16 protein-coding genes are annotated in these 18,459 nt (G+C 35.3%); 12 read left to right on the top strand and 4 right to left on the bottom strand.

The window, feature by feature from the left end; all coding sequences use genetic code 11:
- Positions 1–2 precede the first annotated feature (2 nt).
- Positions 3–584: an RNA polymerase sigma factor gene (locus tag ACFQ0I_RS04850; RefSeq protein ID WP_379939886.1), complete on the bottom strand. Its 582-nt coding sequence runs from the start codon at positions 582–584 to the stop codon at positions 3–5.
- 136 nt (positions 585–720) lie between these two features.
- Between ACFQ0I_RS04850 and ACFQ0I_RS04845 the strand changes: the two genes are divergently transcribed.
- The 6 genes from ACFQ0I_RS04845 to ACFQ0I_RS04820 all read left to right on the top strand — a co-directional run bounded on the left by ACFQ0I_RS04845 (position 721) and on the right by ACFQ0I_RS04820 (position 8,430).
- Positions 721–1,209, top strand: a complete 489-nt coding sequence (locus ACFQ0I_RS04845; RefSeq protein WP_379939884.1) for a hypothetical protein — start codon at positions 721–723, stop codon at positions 1,207–1,209.
- Positions 1,210–1,298: 89 nt separating this feature from the next.
- Positions 1,299–2,273, top strand: a complete 975-nt coding sequence (locus ACFQ0I_RS04840) for a hypothetical protein (protein WP_379939882.1) — start codon at positions 1,299–1,301, stop codon at positions 2,271–2,273.
- 414 nt (positions 2,274–2,687) lie between these two features.
- Positions 2,688–4,643 carry a PKD domain-containing protein gene (locus ACFQ0I_RS04835; RefSeq protein ID WP_379939880.1) on the top strand — a complete coding sequence of 652 codons (1,956 nt, stop codon included), beginning with the start codon at positions 2,688–2,690 and terminating at the stop codon, positions 4,641–4,643.
- A gap of 105 nt (positions 4,644–4,748) precedes the next feature.
- On the top strand, positions 4,749–7,310 hold the full coding sequence (locus tag ACFQ0I_RS04830; protein WP_379939878.1) for a CHAT domain-containing protein: 2,562 nt from the start codon (positions 4,749–4,751) through the stop codon (positions 7,308–7,310).
- The gene (locus ACFQ0I_RS04825; protein ID WP_379939876.1) at positions 7,307–7,753 is read left to right on the top strand and encodes a retropepsin-like aspartic protease family protein; all 447 of its coding nucleotides are present in this window, start codon (positions 7,307–7,309) and stop codon (positions 7,751–7,753) included. Before ACFQ0I_RS04830 ends, ACFQ0I_RS04825 begins: the two co-directional genes overlap by 4 nt.
- 47 nt (positions 7,754–7,800) lie before the next feature.
- On the top strand, positions 7,801–8,430 hold the full coding sequence (locus ACFQ0I_RS04820) for a response regulator (protein ID WP_379939875.1): 630 nt from the start codon (positions 7,801–7,803) through the stop codon (positions 8,428–8,430).
- A gap of 463 nt (positions 8,431–8,893) precedes the next feature.
- Here the strand turns inward: ACFQ0I_RS04820 and odhB are convergent, their stop codons facing one another.
- Positions 8,894–10,105, bottom strand: coding sequence for a 2-oxoglutarate dehydrogenase complex dihydrolipoyllysine-residue succinyltransferase (odhB, locus tag ACFQ0I_RS04815; RefSeq protein ID WP_379939874.1), 1,212 nt, complete (start codon positions 10,103–10,105; stop codon positions 8,894–8,896).
- 47 nt (positions 10,106–10,152) lie between these two features.
- Positions 10,153–12,891, bottom strand: coding sequence for a 2-oxoglutarate dehydrogenase E1 component (locus tag ACFQ0I_RS04810; RefSeq protein WP_379939872.1), 2,739 nt, complete (start codon positions 12,889–12,891; stop codon positions 10,153–10,155).
- Positions 12,892–13,047: 156 nt separating this feature from the next.
- Here ACFQ0I_RS04810 and ACFQ0I_RS04805 point away from each other — a divergent pair, with 156 nt between their 5' ends.
- Complete coding sequence (locus ACFQ0I_RS04805; RefSeq protein ID WP_379939869.1) at positions 13,048–13,578, top strand: alpha-ketoglutarate decarboxylase; 531 nt, start codon at positions 13,048–13,050, stop codon at positions 13,576–13,578.
- A gap of 2 nt (positions 13,579–13,580) precedes the next feature.
- On the opposite strand, the gene ACFQ0I_RS04800 is transcribed toward ACFQ0I_RS04805, so the two are convergent.
- The gene (locus ACFQ0I_RS04800; protein ID WP_379939868.1) at positions 13,581–14,012 is read right to left on the bottom strand and encodes an RrF2 family transcriptional regulator; all 432 of its coding nucleotides are present in this window, start codon (positions 14,010–14,012) and stop codon (positions 13,581–13,583) included.
- Positions 14,013–14,134: 122 nt separating this feature from the next.
- Here ACFQ0I_RS04800 and ACFQ0I_RS04795 point away from each other — a divergent pair, with 122 nt between their 5' ends.
- The 5 genes from ACFQ0I_RS04795 to ACFQ0I_RS04775 all read left to right on the top strand — a co-directional run bounded on the left by ACFQ0I_RS04795 (position 14,135) and on the right by ACFQ0I_RS04775 (position 18,455).
- Entirely contained in the window at positions 14,135–14,635 is a 501-nt protein-coding gene (locus tag ACFQ0I_RS04795) for a c-type cytochrome (RefSeq protein ID WP_379939866.1), read from the top strand.
- 55 nt (positions 14,636–14,690) lie between these two features.
- The gene (locus ACFQ0I_RS04790; protein ID WP_379939864.1) at positions 14,691–15,260 is read left to right on the top strand and encodes a fasciclin domain-containing protein; all 570 of its coding nucleotides are present in this window, start codon (positions 14,691–14,693) and stop codon (positions 15,258–15,260) included.
- Positions 15,261–15,280: 20 nt separating this feature from the next.
- Entirely contained in the window at positions 15,281–17,236 is a 1,956-nt protein-coding gene (gene nosZ, locus ACFQ0I_RS04785; protein ID WP_379939862.1) for a Sec-dependent nitrous-oxide reductase, read from the top strand.
- Between the two features lie 131 nt (positions 17,237–17,367).
- Positions 17,368–17,985 carry a hypothetical protein gene (locus ACFQ0I_RS04780; protein WP_379939860.1) on the top strand — a complete coding sequence of 206 codons (618 nt, stop codon included), beginning with the start codon at positions 17,368–17,370 and terminating at the stop codon, positions 17,983–17,985.
- Between the two features lie 32 nt (positions 17,986–18,017).
- Positions 18,018–18,455, top strand: coding sequence for a nitrous oxide reductase accessory protein NosL (locus tag ACFQ0I_RS04775; protein ID WP_379939858.1), 438 nt, complete (start codon positions 18,018–18,020; stop codon positions 18,453–18,455).
- Positions 18,456–18,459 lie beyond the last annotated feature (4 nt).

Raw genomic sequence — 18,459 nt, 5'->3', positions numbered from 1 at the left:
AATTAATTATTAAGTTGGTTAAATTTTGGCGATTCTTGAACCAGCTCTGTTAATTTGCCTATGCATAAAGATTTCTTTTTTCGAGCGTAGGCATAGGTTACACCTAAACTTGTTGCGACTTCTTCCATCGATTTAATTTTAAAAGTAGCGGTTAACAATTCTTTACAAGCAGTTCCCAGTTTTTGAAACATTTCGGTAAATAAGGCTTGTTTTTCGCCAAATAAAGATGTTTCAAACGCCAGTTCTTGAGCGTCGTCATCTTTATATAAAACTTCCTCATTAATTGTTACCTCTTTTAAAGACAATTTTTTTAGTTCATTTAACCATTTCCGTTTACACAATAAAAAAAAGTACGCGTCGAACGGACAAGTAAGTTGTAATTTCTTTTGGCTTGCTTGATTATATAAGGTAATTAAAGTGTCTTGAACTACATCTTGGGCCTGATCGATACTTCCACTATTCTGTTTTATATAGTTAATGACTTTAGGAACGAACTTGTCGTAGATAGCCTGTATAATAAAGGAGTTGTTTTTTAGCAATCCATCGATATACTTCTGGTCTTCGTGTATTTTTTTTTCGCTCATTACCCCTTGTATTTACTGCTAATTTAAAAAAACTTTAAAATAAAAGGGTAACAATTTTTAAATGGTTTTGATATAAGGGTGTAACAGCAGAAATGCGAAACAACAAATTTTAATTAATCCATAAAAATTAGAAATCATGAAAATTACAAAGAAATTTCACGAACACTTAAACAATTTTAATGCCGTGAGTAAAAAATCAATTTTAATTATCGCAACCGTAGCATTTTCAATATTAAACTTAAACGCTACAAACAACAAAAAATCCCTTAACACTTTAACCGAAGTAACAACACTTACAAGAGACCACATTGCTCAAGTATTTGATTGGAAAGTAGAAACGAACAAAGGCATATACTCAGGAACGTCTTTAACTTTTGAAAGTGCCAAAGAAATGATAGCATTATCTAGCTCAGGCGAAATGATTTTAGGAACTGAAATTCAAAGTTACCTAGTTTTAAAATCGGAAGTTAACACACAAAGAAACTATTTCTGGGAAGTTGAAACCGCAACAGGATCTGCAAAAGGTTATGCCTCTTCTGAAGATTATGCTAACAAAATGATTCAACTGGTTGCTTCTGGCGATGCTATTGTATCGAAACTAATTATCAGTCAACCTCAACAATAAAAACATTCAAAAATAATTACCAAAACAGGGTAACAAAAAAGTTGCCCTGTTTATATAACAATGAACAACAATTTAAAAATCCAATAATCATGAAAAATTTAAAACACATTTTAGGAACACTTTTAGTAACGGCTTTAGTATTTACAAGCTGTACAAATAATGACAACGACGATTTAGTAATTCCAGCAACGGCTGCAGAATTTGATGCTATTCAAGAACAAGCTTTAGAAGGATTAACACAAACCTTTCAGTTTAACGCCGAAGATGGTGCCATAAACTTTACATCTGCTAAAGGTGTTGAAATTTACATTAACGGAGGCTGTTTAACTAAAAATGGCGTTGCCGTAACAGGTGCCGTAGAATTACAATTTGTAGAACTTTTTGATAGAGGCAGCATGCTTACCACCAACAAACCTACCATGGGTTTCATGCCAAATGGCGATAAAGCCCTATTAATTTCTGGTGGCGAGTTTTTTGTACAAGCCACACAAAATGGCGTTGCTTTAGAAACCAATTGCGGATTCCAAATGCAAATTCCAGCAGATTTAACTGGCGGAGTTGATAATGCCATGATTTTATGGAATGGTATTATTGATGCTGAAGGCAACCTTGCTTGGGCAGAAGAAAAACGCGATGGTGCTAACGGACAAGGCGGTGTATTTGGCGAAGGCAACCAATACTATGGTTTTTTCCAATCATTTGGATGGTCTAACGTCGATCGTTTTTACAGCGACCCACGTCCTAAAACAACCATTTTAGTAGCGGTTCCAACAGGATACGATAACACAAACAGCTCGGTATATTTATCTTACGATGGCGAAGAAGCTGGTTTAGCCAACTTAGACACTTACGATGCCCAAACAGGCCTATTCAGTGAGCATTACGGACAAATCCCCATAGGTTTAGAATGTCATGTAATTTTCGCAACCGAAGATGGCGGAAACTGGAAATACGCTATAAAAGCTGTAACTATCGTTGCTAACGGCGTAATCACCTTCACAGAAAGTGAAACATCTGTAGCTACCGAAGCACAACTTACCACCATCATAAATAATTTACCATAAACATGTAACCTACTTTAAAAACATGGTTTGCCACAAACTTTAACCTGCTTTTTTTATCCCAGAGACCTTTGTTTCTGGGATTTTTTTTATAATTATTTGGGCGTTACCCAAGGGTCGGGCTATGCGTTACAAGTCCTCGTTCCCCCGAAACATCGGGGTCACTGTGGGCTTTCCACTCCTATCCCTAACGCAGGGGTAACAAAACACCAACTTTATTGATATAATAGTATACAGAACATCTCATGAAAAAATTTGTTTTTATATTCATTATCGTTTGTATCATATTACTAATTATATGTGCCAATATTTCTATTATCTTATCTAACTTGCTTTAACCTTAAAACATGTTCAAATTAAAAATAATAACTTAAATACTACATTTCGTATATTTAAAACCAAAATAACCTTCTTATCATGAAAAAACAGCTGCCATTTCTATGTTTCTTTATAATTAGTTTTTACGGTTATTGTCAAAAAATAATAGCAACCGATACGGTTACACGAGTTGCCACTATTAAAAATACCACCAATGGTAACGCTGTTATTTTTACCCCAGAAACTCCTGCATTAAATCAAATAGCTGGCGCTCCCAAAGCCTTTTACACCCATTACTGGGAATTTGGCGATGGCCATTACAGCACCGAAGAACAACCCAAACACACCTATAAAAAAACAGGCACCTACGAAGTAAAATTGTGGGCAACCAACAATTACGACACCGGAAAACCACCAACAACACGCCCTAAAAAAATAGCCATCAGCGACATAACAACCCAACCAAACGACATGGCGCGTATGGACGAAGATTTCCTGTTAAAACGCAATCGCGAACCCGTTCCAGACGAAGAAATGGTGCTTATTGTTAGCTATAAAAACCCAAAAGAATATACTACCAATGGTAAACTATATCTGTTTTATAATGAGCAACAATACAAGGCCAATAATTTCGAACTTACAGAAACCAGAACCTATCACAACGAGAAAAATATAAATGCGGAAGGTTTTGCCTTTACCCGCAATATAGATGACGATGGCGCCTATTTAGCATCATCAAATAACGCGTATATAAAAGCGCGAAGCGTTTTACAGGATTCTACCGAAAAAACAAATTTGCCATTAACCATCGCAAACTCAAAATCATTTTATAAAAACTGGAGTCTTTTAGAGTTTAGCGATATGAAACCTAAAGAAGAACGCAATGTCTTTTTCAGCCTAAAAACCACACCCGAAATGCTTAAAGACACCAGCGCCATAATCACTGTAAGAGGTATTTATGTGCCCGATGCTAATTACGACAATCATAAAGTAAAAGACATGGAAATGGAGATTGTTACCTCGCACGACCCCAATAAAATGTCATCTAACGGTACGTTTTTAAATTACAGATTCGTGCGTTTTAAAACCTTAAAATATAAAATCAAGTTTCAAAACAATGGCGAAGGACCTGCGCGAACTATCCGCTTAGAAACCGATATCCCCGAGATGTTGGATAAATCCACTTTAAACGTGGTAGACATGTATCCCAAATGCGACATCTGTCCGAAACGCGATGTTATTTATAGTTGTTTAGACACCACATTTACCAAAACTCAGGCCATCTTCACATTTAAAAATGTTTATCTTCCGGGAAGCGAACAAAAAAATGTGAAAGAATACGATTCTACTAAAGGTTTTGTAAAATACAGCATCAAATTCGCGAAAGATTTTCATAAGAAAAAAACCAAAAGCAAAACCGCTATTATTTTCGATAAAAACGAACCCATAATTACCAATTATGCCACTACCCGTTTTCTTCCAGGAATTTCTATTGGCGCCAAAGTGGGAGTGAATTCTTTCTCAGATTTAAATAATTCTGAAAGTTACTTTTTTGGCGCTACCCTATCCCCGTATAAATCGTATCGTTGGTATTGGCAAGTGGAGTTGATGAATAATTTCCATAATTATGATTCTGACACCAATACAACTACCGAATTTATTCAAGATGCTCAAGGCTTAAGAACCTTGCAACGTACCACGACCCAAAATTCTTTTGAAAACATCGATTGGGATGTTCCTATCTTAATGCGTTATAATGTAAATAATTATATCGGACTAGGAGCGGGCTTGCAAAACAGCATTTCATTAAGTGAAAAACAAGAACAGTCGGTTTTAATAGAGCAATTTGAAGGCGACACCACAGATGGTCCAGTGATCAATTCTAAAGAATCTATCAACAATACAACCAATTCTTTTACGAATATCCGTACTGGTTTATTATTTGAAGCCACCGCAGGTTTTGCCAGAATAGGCCCGAGTTTAGGGGCACGTTATATTATGAATTTTGAAAACAATTTTAACTATTGGCAATTTTACGCCATTTGGAAATTTTAAGCCAAAAGCTCCTTAGACAACGCAACCTGCAAGGTTTTAGAAACCTTGTAGGTTTAACAAAACACAGTTACAAGGTTTCTAAAACCTTGCAGGATTACTAAATTTATGATAAGAACCATCATTATTCTAATATATTTTATCTGCGGAATGTCTTTTTCTCAAAATTTAGAAGAAGCCATTTATTCGGCTGCAGAAACGTTTATTAGCAATAAAAATGACACTTCCTTAAAGCTTTTAAGTCAGCAGGAAGCGTCGTTTAAAAACCATGTAAAATCTAAAGACGAACAATTGGCGCTTGTGTTTTTACAATGCCACAAAGCCTATTATTTGGATGAAAATTCTAAATTAAAAGACGCAATTGTTACTTATGAAGATGCTTTAAAACGGTTTAACGAGAACCAGCTTTCTAAACTTTCAGATTTTGATATTATTGAAAGTTGCCTAAAACCTTTGGGCAATTTATACACCAAAACGGGCGATTATACCAATGCCGTTAGCACCATCAATCAATACATTTTTTTAGCCGAAAAAAGCAAGCATTATAAACACAAAATTAGTGGCGCCATTAATTTGGCAAAACTCTATCAAACCATTAATAAACACGAAACGGTATTAAAAATTATTGATGATGCCTTTAAACTTCCGCAAATAAGCAGTCATCAAAAAATGCTGCTTCAAAGTATAAAAGCTACCAGTTTGGTCGCACTTAATAAATTTGAAGAAGCTTCACGTTTTAACGGTAGTTTCAGCGCTTCAAAATTCGAAGTTTACAAAAATCAATATGTTAACATGCTTCAAAAAGGAGACTATTCAGAAGCATTAAACGCGTTTAAAAAAGCAAAAGAATGTATTTCTGAAGCCAATTTATCTCAACGAGAATTGGCTAAATTTTATGTTGAAGAAGCCCAATTATACCACTTACTTAATCAACCTAACAAGGCCATCCAAAGTTTAGATCAGGCGTTAAAAATCCTATTGCCAAAGTTTAAAGGAAATACACTTCCAAACAAAACGGAATTGTATGCAGAAAACACCTTTATAGATATTTTTGACTTATTTGCGGTTATTCAAACTAATACAGAAACTGCCTTAAAATATTATAATTTAAGCTTCTATGTATCCGACTTATTACAAGAAAACTGGACCTCGCAAGAAGCCCGCATTTTTAACGAAACCAATAACCGTAACCGAAGTGAATCGTGCATAGACTTGCTGCTAAACAGCTACAAACAAAGCAAAAACAAAGCGCTATTAGTGGAAGCCTTTCAATACTCAGAAAACCGTAAAGCATCGGTTTTAAGAGCTATGAATTTTAAAAAGAAGCGTTTAAAACAATATCCAAACGACAGCTTATTAATTAAAGAATTCCAACTTTTAAAAACTCAAGAATATTATACGGGCTTATTGATAAAAGAACAACTCAGCACGAATCAAGCATCAACAGTAAACAGTTTAAGTGAAAAACTAAGCGCTATCAGTCTTCAATTAAAATCGCTAAAAACAGCTATTTCCAAAAAATACCCAGACAGCAACCAATCCTTTTCTTTAGAAGCGCTTCAAAATAAATTAGCAAAAGATCATGCCGTTTTAGTCGAATATTTTTTCGGAAAAAATCATATCTACCAATTTACTATTTCCGAAAAAGACATTGAGGTTACAAGCATTCAAGCATCAAACACCGTTAAAAAAAGCATCACCAATTTTATTCATTTATTTGATGATGCTTCCGTAATCAATAGCAACGTAAACAACTATACCAATCAGGCCTTTCGTCTTTTTGAATTATTAAAAATCAACAAACTTTCAAATTATAAAAATGTTGTAATTATACCCGACGGGTTGCTCAACTTTTTACCGTTTGAAGCATTACTCACCAATAAAACAACCTCAACAACATTCGCCAACATGCCTTTTGTAGTTAAGAAACACAATTTAATATATAATTCGAGTGCAAGTTTTTATCAATCGGAATCCACAAAATCAAAAAATAAGTCTTTACTTGGTTTTTTTCCTGCGTTTAAAAATACCAATCAGCAACTCACCCATTCCATTAAGGAAGCCGAAGCGATTCAACGAGAAACAAAATCAAAAATTCTCTTTAATGCGGATGCTTCAAAAAATAATTTTCTTAAAAACGCCTCGAAATATGGTGTTTTACACTTGTCTACCCATGCCAGTAGTGGCGATTTTGTAAACCCCGCGAACATATCATTTTACGATGACACCTTAATTTTAAACGAATTATACAGTTTAGACTTAAACCCCGATTTAGTAGTATTAAGTGCCTGCGAAACCGGTGTTGGTAAATTATACAAAGGCGAAGGCGCCATGAGTATGGCGAGAGGATTTCAATACGCTGGGGCGGAAAATATATTGTTTTCGCTATGGCAGATTAACGATTTATCGACCTCGCAAATAATGCAATCGTTTTACGAACATTATAGCGAACAAGGATCTGCCGCTATAGCCAATCATCATTCCAAATTAGCGTATTTAGAAGATGATGCTATTGGCAATATTAAAAAGTCGCCTTACTATTGGAGTGCCTTTGTTTATTATGGAACATTTGAAACACCAAACCCCGATTATACCGTATTTTATGTAATTTTTGGCATATTAATGCTACTTATTGTATTACTTTTATTCTTGAAATTTAAAAAATCATGACGGAAACACTCGAAGAATTTCTTCTTAAAAAAGATTATATAAAAGTAAAACTGTACCTAACAAAGACGAATCACTTTGAAATAAAAGCAACTTTAAACGGTGTTAAAGGCCGCTTTATTTTAGATACGGGTGCCTCAAATTCGTGCGTGGGATTTGATGCGATTGAAACTTTTAATTTAAACGTTGAAGATTCATTAATTAAAGCCGCTGGCGCTGGGGCTATTGACATGGATACAAAAACATCAAAAAAGAATAAAATAAAAATTGGCATGTGGAAAAACAATAAAGTCGTTTTAGTGTTGTTTAATCTTACTCATGTAAATACCGCCTTAATTAATCATAATTCAAAGCCTGTTGATGGCATCATTGGTGCCGACATTTTAAAAAAATCGAAGGCAATTATTGATTACGATAAGAAATACCTGTACTTAAAGTCGAAATAATTACTATATTTATCCTTTAATTAATAGCAGAAATCTCCCTCGAACACATGCATACTTCTATTGTCATAGCAGACGATCATCCTTTAATGTTACGTGGATTAACCGATTTTTTAAGCTCGAAAGGGTTTCAAATTGTGGGGAGTGCGCAAGATGGGAATACGGCTTATAATCTTATTGTAAAATTAAAACCAGACATTGCCATTCTAGACATTAGAATGCCTCATAAAACAGGCTTAGAAATTGCTGAAGCTTGCAAAAAAAACAATTTACCTACCAAAATTATTCTTATAACGTTTGATAAGGAAGAAGAGTTATACGAGCAAGCCAAAGCATGCAATGTTTATGGTTATATATTAAAGGAATTTGCGGTTGAAGAAATTGAAATTTGCATAAAAAACGCTTTAAATAACAAACCTTATTTTAGCGAAGAAATAGCCTCTTATTTAAATCACAATTCTAACAACAAACCTGCTGATTTAGAGCTTCTTACAAAATCTGAATCAAAAATAGTAAAGCTAATTTCTGAAAACAAAACAAGCCAAGAAATTGCCGAAGAACTTTCCATTTCGGTTCGTACCGTAGACAAACATAGAAGCAACATAGTTTCTAAATTAAATTTAGACAATAAACCAACATCACTTTCAATTTGGGCTAGCTTAAATAAGCAGCATCTTTAAAAATACGTAGAACTGCGTATTTTTTTTAACGCTCATGTAACGTATCTTTACAGTGCTATTAATTAGTTCTTAGGGAGAATTAAAGGAGGCTTTAAATGTAATGTTTAAAGCCTCCGGCTTTTTAATAAACTTCGTAAAAAATTATTAAAATACGTAGAAGTGCGTATTTTTTACACCCTATAATTTTCTTACTTTTACAGTGCTATTAATCAACTCTTAAACGAGCAGTTTTTACAAACTCTGCGTTATTATAGCGCAGAGTTTTTTGTTGTACATGTTCAATTAAATAATTAAAACCGCATGGAAAAGGAATCTAATTATCTTGATAAATACTTTGTTGCCGGAATGGTTTTATTAGTTATCATCGTGATTGCAATAAATATTATATTTTGTTTGAGTTAGTTACAAAAAAAAGTGCCAAATTTATTGGCACTTTTTTTTATTCTCGTAAAAATTATAGTATTTAAAGCTCTAACGCTTTTTTAATATCGTTATTCATTAGCAATTCTACCGGATTTTCTAAAGCTTCTTTAACAGCTACTAAAAACCCAACACTTTCTTTTCCATCAATAATTCTATGGTCGTATGATAGTGCTACGTACATAATAGGACGAATTTCAACTTTACCATTAACCGCAACAGGACGTTCTACAATATTGTGCATTCCTAGAATACCACTTTGTGGCGGATTGATAATTGGAGTGGACAACATACTACCAAAAACACCACCATTGGTAATTGTAAAGGTACCTCCCGTCATTTCATCTACCGTAATTTGTCCGTCTCTGGCGCGAATAGCTAATCGTTTCACTTCATTTTCAACACCTCTAAAACTCAAGTTTTCAGCATTTCTTATTACAGGCACCATCAATCCTTTCGGACCAGAAACTGCGATACTGATATCGTAGAATTCGTAAGTCACCATTTCGTTTCCATCAATCATCGAGTTAACTGCTGGATACATTTTTAATGCTCTCACAACAGCAAGTGTAAAGAAGCTCATAAAGCCTAAACCTACGTTATGTCTAGATTTAAAAGTCTCTTTATATTCGTCTCTAAGTGCAAAAATCGGGGACATATCTACTTCGTTAAAAGTGGTTAACATCGCGGTTGTATTTTTGGCTTCAACCAAACGCTCTGCCACTTTACGTCTTAACATAGACATTTTGCTTCTAGAAGAACCGCGTGTTCCTCCTGTTGGCGTTCCCATAGAAGGCACCGCTTTCACAGCATCGTCTTTAGTTACACGTCCATCTTTGCCCGTTCCAGAAATGGTAGAGGCGTCCATACCTTTTTCGGCTAAAATCTTTTTAGCGGCAGGACTTGCTGTACCTGTGGCATAGGTTTTAGTTTCTACAGCAGCGGCCTTTGGTGCCTCAGCTTTAGGTGCTTCAGCTTTCTTTTCTTGCTTCGGAGCTTCAGTTCCTGCAGGTTTTTCTGCACTTGTATCAATCAAACATACTACAGAACCAACAGCAACGGCATCGCCTTCTTCCGCTTTAAGCGTAATAATTCCGCTTGCCTCGGCAGGAAGTTCTAAGGTTGCCTTGTCGCTATCTACTTCGGCAATAGCCTGATCTTTCTCAACATAATCTCCATCTTGAACCAACCATGTTGCTATTTCTACTTCTTTTATTGATTCGCCCGGTGAAGGCACTTTCATTTCTAAAATCATTATTTAAATTTTTGAAGAATTTCTTATTTCCTTTTTATAACTATTTATTACGCCTGAAAAACAGTATCGACAACTTTTTGCTGTCTTTTCTTGTCTCTCGTACTAGATCCTGGCGCTGGTACCGCACTATACGGTCTTGTTATGCCTTCTAATTTAACACTTTCAAATCGTTGTAGCATGTAACTCCATGCGCCCATATTCCTAGGTTCTTCTTGTGCCCAAATATACTTTTCGGCATGAGGATATCTAGCGATGATTTCTTTTATTCTTTCTTCATGCAGCGGGAATAGTTGCTCGATTCTTACCAATGCTACGCTATTATTCTCAAGTTTTTCTCGCTGAGCAAGTAAATCGTAATAAAATTTACCTGTACAAAACACTACTTTTTTAACGTGTTCTGGATTTATAGTATCGTCTATTACTTCTTGAAATTGTCCGGTAGCCAGGTCGTTTAAAGTTGACACCGCTTTTGGATGGCGCAACAAACTTTTTGGAGTAAATACAATTAACGGTTTTCTAAAATCGCGTTTCATTTGACGACGCAATAAGTGGAAAAAGTTAGCTGGAGTGGTACAATCGGCAACAATCATATTGTCTTCAGAACATAATTGTAAATAACGTTCCATTCTTGCCGAGGAGTGTTCAGATCCTTGACCCTCATATCCGTGAGGCAGCAATACCACAATCCCGTTTTGAGATTTCCATTTGTCTTCGGCCGCCGATAAATATTGATCAAATATTATTTGCGCACCATTACTAAAGTCGCCAAATTGAGCTTCCCAAATTGTTAAAGTATTTGGGTTTGCCATGGCATAACCATAGTCAAAACCTAAAACACCATATTCCGATAAAAAGGAATTATAAATATCCATTTTACCTTTATTGGAAGGATTTGTATTTAGTAAATTAATACGCACTTCAGAAATTTCATCACGTAAAATAGCATGACGGTGGCTAAACGTTCCACGCTCTACATCTTGCCCCGAAATACGAACATTAAAGCCTTCTTCTAACAAAGATCCATATGCTAAAGTTTCGGCCATACCCCAATCTAATGTATCGGTTTCGAAAACCATAGATGCTCTGCCTTCTAATATTTTTACAGCCTTACGCACAAATTTTACGCCATCTGGAACAGTTGAAATTACTTTGGCTATTTCTTCTAATTTACGTTTTGAATAAGAGGTATCCACATTTTTTAACATGGCATCAAGACCTCTGCGATGGAATCCTCTCCAGCGTTCTAACATAAATTCTCTTACTTTTGAAGAGTCTTCTTTTTTAGATTGCTCATAACCATGCTCTAAAACCTCTTTAAATTCTTCAACAATCGCATCAGAATACTCTTGAGTTATGGTTTTTTCAGCAATTAATTTATCTGAATATATTTTAAAAGGATTGTCGTGATTTGCAATTGCCTTGTATAATTTTGGTTGCGTAAAACGAGGTTCATCACCTTCATTATGTCCATATTTTCTATAGCCTAATAAATCAATATAAACATCTTTTTTATAGCGCATTCTGTATGCTAATGCTAATTCTACGGCATGCACCACAGCTTCGGCATCGTCTGCATTTACGTGTAATACGGGCGACAAGGTTACTTTAGCAACATCGGTACAATAAGTACTGGAACGCGCATCTAAATAATTCGTGGTAAATCCTATTTGATTGTTTACCACGATATGTAAAGTCCCACCGGTTTTATACCCGTTTAGCAAACTCATTTGTGCTACCTCGTAAACTATACCTTGACCAGCAATAGCGGCATCGCCGTGTACGATGATTGGTAAAATTTTAGAATCGTCACCATCGTAATCGGTGTCTATTTTAGCACGTGTGATGCCTTCTGCAACCGAAGCCACCGTTTCTAAATGCGACGGATTAGGCACTAAGTTCATTTTTATGGTTTTACCATTAGGGTAGGTTTTATTCAAGGTTAAACCTAAATGGTATTTTACATCACCATCAATATCTAAATCTTCAAAATCTTTACCATCAAACTCACTAAAAAGTTCGTGAACAGGTTTTCTAAAAATATTAACCAAGGTGCTTAAACGACCACGATGCGCCATACCTAGCACACACTCTTTAACCCCGTATTTTTCGCTAGAAATAAATAAGGTATTACTTAAAGCTGGTATTAAAGATTCGCCTCCTTCTAACGAAAAACGTTTCTGACCCACATATTTGGTTTGCAAAAAGTTCTCGAAAGTAACGGCTTGATTTAATTTTGAAAGAATATATTTTTTCGATTCTTGGTCGAAATTTGGTTGATTGTCGTTAACATTTAACTGACTTTGCCACCATCCGATAACCTCTGGGTTACGCAAATACATGTATTCTATACCAATAGAACTACAGTAAATTTTATTTAAATGAATCAGAATTTGGCGCAAAGTTTGAACGCCAATACCCAATATCTCTCCAGCATTAAAAACAGTATCTAAATCGTTTGCGGAAAGACCGAAATTTTCTAAATCTAAAGTCGGTTCGTAAGTTCTACGCGTGCGCACCGGATTTGTTTTGGTAAACAAATGTCCACGCATTCTGTAGCCATCAATCAATTTTACAACCTGAAATTCCTTTAAAAGAGATTCAGGCACTTGAGTTGAAACGTGTTCTACAGTATCTTCTTGTAATCCGTAATTTTCGCTACCAAAATCGTAACCTTGAAAAAAGGCTCTCCAGCTTGGTTCTACCGAATCAGGATTTTTTAAATATTGATCATATAAATCGGCGAAATATGATGTATGCGCCGCATTTAAAAAGGAAAATTTATCCATTATTGATTTTTATGGTCTCTAGTTAAGTCAAATTTCGAGCAAAAGTACAACTTTTAGCAAAATTAGATGATTCTTTTATTATATTTATAAGTTACTAATAATCATTTCATTAATATATTAACATTTTATGTTAAATTTTTAACAATTTCTAAATTTATGCACACATTTTCTATAATCATTAAAAAGATCGCTCTTTTTTTTATCATTTTTTATCCATGTAGCAACCTGCTAAACGCACAACAATCGAACAGCGATTTTTGGGATCATGTACGGTTTGGTGGTGGTATTGGCCTAAGTTTTGGAGATGGTTTTTTTAGTGGCACCTTAGCCCCAAGTGCGATTTATGAAATTAATAATCAGGTAGCATTAGGTGTAGGACTCAATGGCACATACAACACGCAAAAAGACTTTTATAAATCGACGATTTTAGGCGGAAGTATTATAACGCTCTTTAATCCTGCCGATGCCATTCAACTTTCTGCCGAATTTGAAGAACTTCACGTGAATAGAAAATATGAATCTTTTTACAACTTAGCAGACGACGTATATTGGTCTCCCGCGCTTTTTATAGGCGCTGGGTACAGAAGCGGCAATGTAACTTTTGGAATTCGATATGATTTATTATACGATGAAGACAAAAGCGTTTACGCCAATGCCTGGGCACCTTTTTTAAGATTCTATTTTTAATATTAAACAGGCAAGAAAGAATCACCTGTCTGCAAACTGGAAATAGCCTCTTTTATCGTTTTATTATTTAAGTTCCAAAAAATATCATTTCTGGAAGCACTCAATGCGGCATGTAACGGACAAGGTTTTTCGGCATTGCATCTTTCTAAACTAAGCATACAGGCATTCCATTTATCTTCACCGTCTATCACCATAATAATACTCATTATAGACTTATTTAAATTGTCTTCTTCTAAATAAAATCCACCTCGTGGTCCTTTTATAGACGATACAATATTTTCTTTAACTAATGGTTGCAATAATTTAGCAATATAAGCGGGCGGAACATTTATAGGTTTAGAAATATCTTTCGCTAAAATTTTCTTATCTTTACTAGAATGTAGCGCCAGAAATAATACGGCTTTTATTGCATATTTTGAGGAATTTGAAAGCATACACGAATATAGTACATATATTCCGATTTTAAAAAAGATAAATTTATCCTAAATATGATTTTTGTCATATTATAAAGTATTCTAACATCCTATTTTTGTTTAAATAAATTAACTACACACTTATGAAACAAGCACTTAAAATTTTAACTGTACTTTTAATTTCACTACTTATTAGTTGTGGTGGTAAAGAAGAAAAGAAAAAAGAAAATTTTTCTTATGAAAAAGCAGCGCCTACCGAACAAGCTGCATCACAAGCTGAAGCAGTTCCTGCATCAAAAAAAACAGATTTGAGTGACAAAGGCATTGGCCCAATAAAATCATTAACATTAGCCCCTGAGATAGATCAAGCTATGGCAGCTCAGGGTGAAGAAGTTTATAAAAAAATGTGTACCGCATGCCACAGACCAGACAAAAAATTTATCGGTCCTGCTCCATTGGGAATTTTAGAGCGTAGAACACCTGAATGGATTATGAATATGATTTTAAATCCAGAAGAAATGACTCAAAAAAACCCACTAGCCAAAGAGTTATTAACCGAATTTAACGGTGCTCCAATGGCGAATCAAAATCTTACTGAAGCTGAAGCTAGAGCTGTATTGGAATATTTTAGAACATTAAAATAGGATCCTAACCAAATCCTTTAACAATCAACAACATCAACCAACTAAATATAAATAGATGAAAACCAACTTAAACTATTTACTATCTATGCTACTGGTTGTATTGTTCTTTAATTGTAAAAACAATAAAGAACAGCAACCAGCAGATTCTTCGAACCCTGTTGAAGCGACATCCGATAAAAAAGAAGGGCAAGCTTTTATTGAAGACGATGCTTCAACACCCAACGTATTACAAATAGCCATTGGCTCTAAAGACCATACCACTCTTGTCGCTGCAGTACAAGCTGCCAATTTGGAAAACGCCTTGGTAAATGCTGGTCCGTTAATGGTTTTTGCGCCCACCAACGATGCTTTTGCTGCTTTACCAGCAGGAACGGTTGAAAATTTATTAAAACCAGAGAATAAAGCGACTTTGGCTAATATCTTATTAAACCATGTTACGCCTGGCAACTACTCAAAAGATTTCCTTAAAAAATTCAAAAACTTAGGGCAAGCCAATAACCAAAAAGTAAAAGTGGAAGTTGTTGGCGACGATGTATTTATTGGAGGCGCGAAAATAATTGCCAGTATTTCTGCAGGCAACGGCATTGTACACGTAGTAGATAAGGTAATATTACCTGAAAATTAAAAACAACAAACTAAACATATATGAAAAACATTTTTAAATTAACCATTGGGTTTTTATCCCTTGCACTTGCTTTTACAAGTTGCAATAATGGCGATTCGAAATCAAAAAGCGCATTAAGTACCAATGCCGCCGAAAAAGTATACGTTGCTCCTGGCGAGCACGATGAGTTTTACGCTTTCATTTCTGGAGGATTTAGCGGACAGTTAGCCGTATATGGTTTGCCATCTGGAAGACTTTTTAAAGTAATACCTGTGTTCTCGCAAGATCCAGAAAAAGCTTGGGGATATAACGAAGAAACCAAACCTATGCTAAATACATCTTACGGTTTCATTCCATGGGATGATTCACACCATCCAGATATATCTCAAACTGCTGGCGAATTAGATGGTCGTTGGGTATTTATAAATGGTAACAACACACCACGTATAGCCAAAATAGATTTAACAACATTTGAAACCACCGAGATTATCGAAATCCCGAACAGTGCTGGAAACCACAGTTCGTCTTTCGTAACAGAAAACACAGAATATGTGGTAGCTGGAACACGTTTTTCTGTTCCTGTTCCTCAAAAAGATATGCCTATTAAAGAGTATAAAGGCAACTTTAAAGGCGCTTTATCTTTTATTTCTGTTGACCCTAAGGACGGAAGAATGGCAGTTAAATTCCAGTTATTAATGCCTGGATTTAATTACGATTTATCGCATCCTGGTCGTGGAAAATCTCACGGATGGTTCTTCTTTACTACCTATAATACCGAAGAAGCTAATTCGCTTTTAGAAGTTAACGCTTCACAAAACGACAAAGATTTTATTGCTGCCATTAACTGGAAAAAAATTGAAGAATATGTAAATAAAGGTGGTGGTACAAAAATGCCAACAAATTACGCGCATAACGTTTATAACGACGAAACACATAGTGCGACTTCTACCATGATAAAAGAAGTTTTAACTGTTAATCCGTTAGATGTTCCTGGTGCTGTTTACTTTTTACCAACACCAAAATCACCTCATGGTTGTGATGTAGATCCAAGTGGAGAATACATTGTTGGTAACGGAAAACTTTCTGCTAACCTAACCGTGCATTCGTTTACAAAAATGCAAAAAGCTATTGCCGACAAAAAATTTGATGGCGAAGCTTATGGCATTCCTATTTTAAAATTTGAAGATGTTTTGGCGGGCTCTGTAGTGCAACCAGGACTAGGACCATTACATACTGAATTTGACGGAAAAGGAAATGCTTATACAACCTTCTTTATTTCTTCGGAAGTTGTAAAATGGAAATTAGGTACTTGGGAAGTTATCGATAGAAAACCAACTTATTACTCTGTTGGCCATTTAATGATTCCTGGAGGAAACTCAGCTAAACCATTTGGCAAGTATGTTGTGGCTATGAATAAAATTACCAAAGACCGTTATTTACCAACAGGTCCTGAGGTTACACAATCCGCACAACTGTATGATATTACAGGCGACAAGATGGAATTACTTTTAGATTTCCCAACTATTGGCGAACCTCACTACGCTGCTGGTTGTCCTGCCGATTTAATTAAACCTAAATCTAAAAAAATATTTAAGCTAGCCGATAACAAACACCCTTATGCAGCGAAAAGCGATGCCGACACTAAAGTAGTACGAAATGGAAAAGAAGTTCATATTCAAATGACTATGATACGTAGCCACTTTTCACCAGATAATATTGAAGGTATCAAAGTTGGCGATAAAGTCTATTTCCATGTTACGAATTTAGAACAAGATTATGATGTACCTCATGGAATTTCAATGATTGGCGCAAACACCTCTGAGTTACTTATTATGCCAGGACAAACAGAAACTTTTGTGTGGGAGCCTAAACAAGTTGGTGTATGGCCATTCTACTGTACAGATTTCTGTTCTGCACTACATCAGGAAATGCAAGGGTATGTAAGGGTTTCTCCTGCATCGTCTAGCATTCCATTATCATGGTCTTTAGGAGACTAAAAAATAAATAATTAAACTTGGGAGATTTTATTTAGTGTTTATTTCCCGAAGAAGGCGAGAGTTGAGTTTATCGCTCTCGCCTTTCTTTTTTAAATGCTATTAACTGCACGGTTAAGTCAAAATAAAATATTATGAAAAAAGCTGGTATTATTATGGTAATAGGATCGCTTTTATTATTAGGTCTTTTTAAATACCCATTATGGAACATTATGCTTGGTGCTCCGCAATATCCGGAACCATTAGGGATGAATATTCATCTGAATGGCATACAAGGCGTTGAAGAATTCGATCTTCAAAACATTGATGGTTTAAATCATTATATAGGAATGAAAACAATTCCGAAAGCCGAAGACATGTGGGAATTTGCGGTTTTCCCTAAGGTAATTATCGGAATGGTTTTGTTAGGCGTCCTAATTGGTATTCTTGGATTTGCTGGTAAACTAAGCTATAAATTCTTTTTAGGATGGTTTGTACTTATGACTGTTTTGGGTGTATTGGGCATGTACGATTTCAATAATTGGCTTACAGACTACGGCAGCAATTTAGATCCGCATGCCATTTTAAAATTATACAATCCTGATGGCACACCAATGACATACAAACCGCCCTTATTTGGTCACCAAAAATTACTTAACTTTGATGTTACGTCCTTGCCGCATATTGGAGGATATCTCATGTTTATAGGAATGTCTTTAACGCTTGTAGCATTTTGGGTAGGCAGAAAAGTTAGCTTAAAAACAGCGAAATAATTCAACAAAATCTAAAACTAAACACTAAAAGTATGCAAAGATTAAAACAACTATCAATTGTGGCGCTCCTACTAATATTTACTAGCTGTAATGTTGGGCCGCAAGCTATAAATTATGGTAGCGATGGGTGTCATTTTTGTAAAATGACTATTGTCGATAAAGTTCATGCTGCCGAAATTGTTACCAAAAAAGGCAAAGTATATAAATTTGATGCCACAGAATGCATGATTCATTTTATGAATGAATTTGATGTTAATGACATTAAACTATATCTATCAAATAACTATACCGAACCCGAAGCTTTAATTGATGCAACAAAAGCCACTTTTTTAATAAGTGAAAATATTCCGAGCCCAATGGGAGCGTTTTTATCCGCATTTAAAACCGAGGCCGAAGCTCAAAAGTTTCAATCTGAACAAGGTGGCAGATTATTTAATTGGAACCAACTACTAGCGCATTTAAATAACTAGTTTC

It is taken from the genome of Mariniflexile aquimaris (assembly GCF_042676825.1).
GTDB classification, from domain to species: Bacteria; Bacteroidota; Bacteroidia; order Flavobacteriales; family Flavobacteriaceae; genus Mariniflexile; species Mariniflexile aquimaris.
The sequence above is the reverse complement of the archived record's forward strand: the minus strand, read 5'-3'. Positions and strand labels throughout refer to the sequence as shown.

What these genes read in the sequence shown, in the direction of transcription:
- ACFQ0I_RS04835 (WP_379939880.1), top strand. Translation starts at nt 2,688, where the DNA reads ATGAAAAAACAGCTGCCATTTCTATGTTTCTTTATAATTAGTTTTTAC.
- ACFQ0I_RS04850 (WP_379939886.1), bottom strand. Translation starts at nt 584, where the DNA reads ATGAGCGAAAAAAAAATACACGAAGACCAGAAGTATATCGATGGATTG.
- ACFQ0I_RS04800 (WP_379939868.1), bottom strand. Translation starts at nt 14,012, where the DNA reads ATGCTTTCAAATTCCTCAAAATATGCAATAAAAGCCGTATTATTTCTG.
- ACFQ0I_RS04830 (WP_379939878.1), top strand. Translation starts at nt 4,749, where the DNA reads ATGATAAGAACCATCATTATTCTAATATATTTTATCTGCGGAATGTCT.
- ACFQ0I_RS04810 (WP_379939872.1), bottom strand. Translation starts at nt 12,891, where the DNA reads ATGGATAAATTTTCCTTTTTAAATGCGGCGCATACATCATATTTCGCC.
- ACFQ0I_RS04845 (WP_379939884.1), top strand. Translation starts at nt 721, where the DNA reads ATGAAAATTACAAAGAAATTTCACGAACACTTAAACAATTTTAATGCC.
- odhB (WP_379939874.1), bottom strand. Translation starts at nt 10,105, where the DNA reads ATGATTTTAGAAATGAAAGTGCCTTCACCGGGCGAATCAATAAAAGAA.
- ACFQ0I_RS04840 (WP_379939882.1), top strand. Translation starts at nt 1,299, where the DNA reads ATGAAAAATTTAAAACACATTTTAGGAACACTTTTAGTAACGGCTTTA.
- ACFQ0I_RS04780 (WP_379939860.1), top strand. Translation starts at nt 17,368, where the DNA reads ATGAAAAAAGCTGGTATTATTATGGTAATAGGATCGCTTTTATTATTA.
- ACFQ0I_RS04795 (WP_379939866.1), top strand. Translation starts at nt 14,135, where the DNA reads ATGAAACAAGCACTTAAAATTTTAACTGTACTTTTAATTTCACTACTT.
- ACFQ0I_RS04825 (WP_379939876.1), top strand. Translation starts at nt 7,307, where the DNA reads ATGACGGAAACACTCGAAGAATTTCTTCTTAAAAAAGATTATATAAAA.
- ACFQ0I_RS04805 (WP_379939869.1), top strand. Translation starts at nt 13,048, where the DNA reads ATGCACACATTTTCTATAATCATTAAAAAGATCGCTCTTTTTTTTATC.
- nosZ (WP_379939862.1), top strand. Translation starts at nt 15,281, where the DNA reads ATGAAAAACATTTTTAAATTAACCATTGGGTTTTTATCCCTTGCACTT.
- ACFQ0I_RS04820 (WP_379939875.1), top strand. Translation starts at nt 7,801, where the DNA reads ATGCATACTTCTATTGTCATAGCAGACGATCATCCTTTAATGTTACGT.
- ACFQ0I_RS04775 (WP_379939858.1), top strand. Translation starts at nt 18,018, where the DNA reads ATGCAAAGATTAAAACAACTATCAATTGTGGCGCTCCTACTAATATTT.
- ACFQ0I_RS04790 (WP_379939864.1), top strand. Translation starts at nt 14,691, where the DNA reads ATGAAAACCAACTTAAACTATTTACTATCTATGCTACTGGTTGTATTG.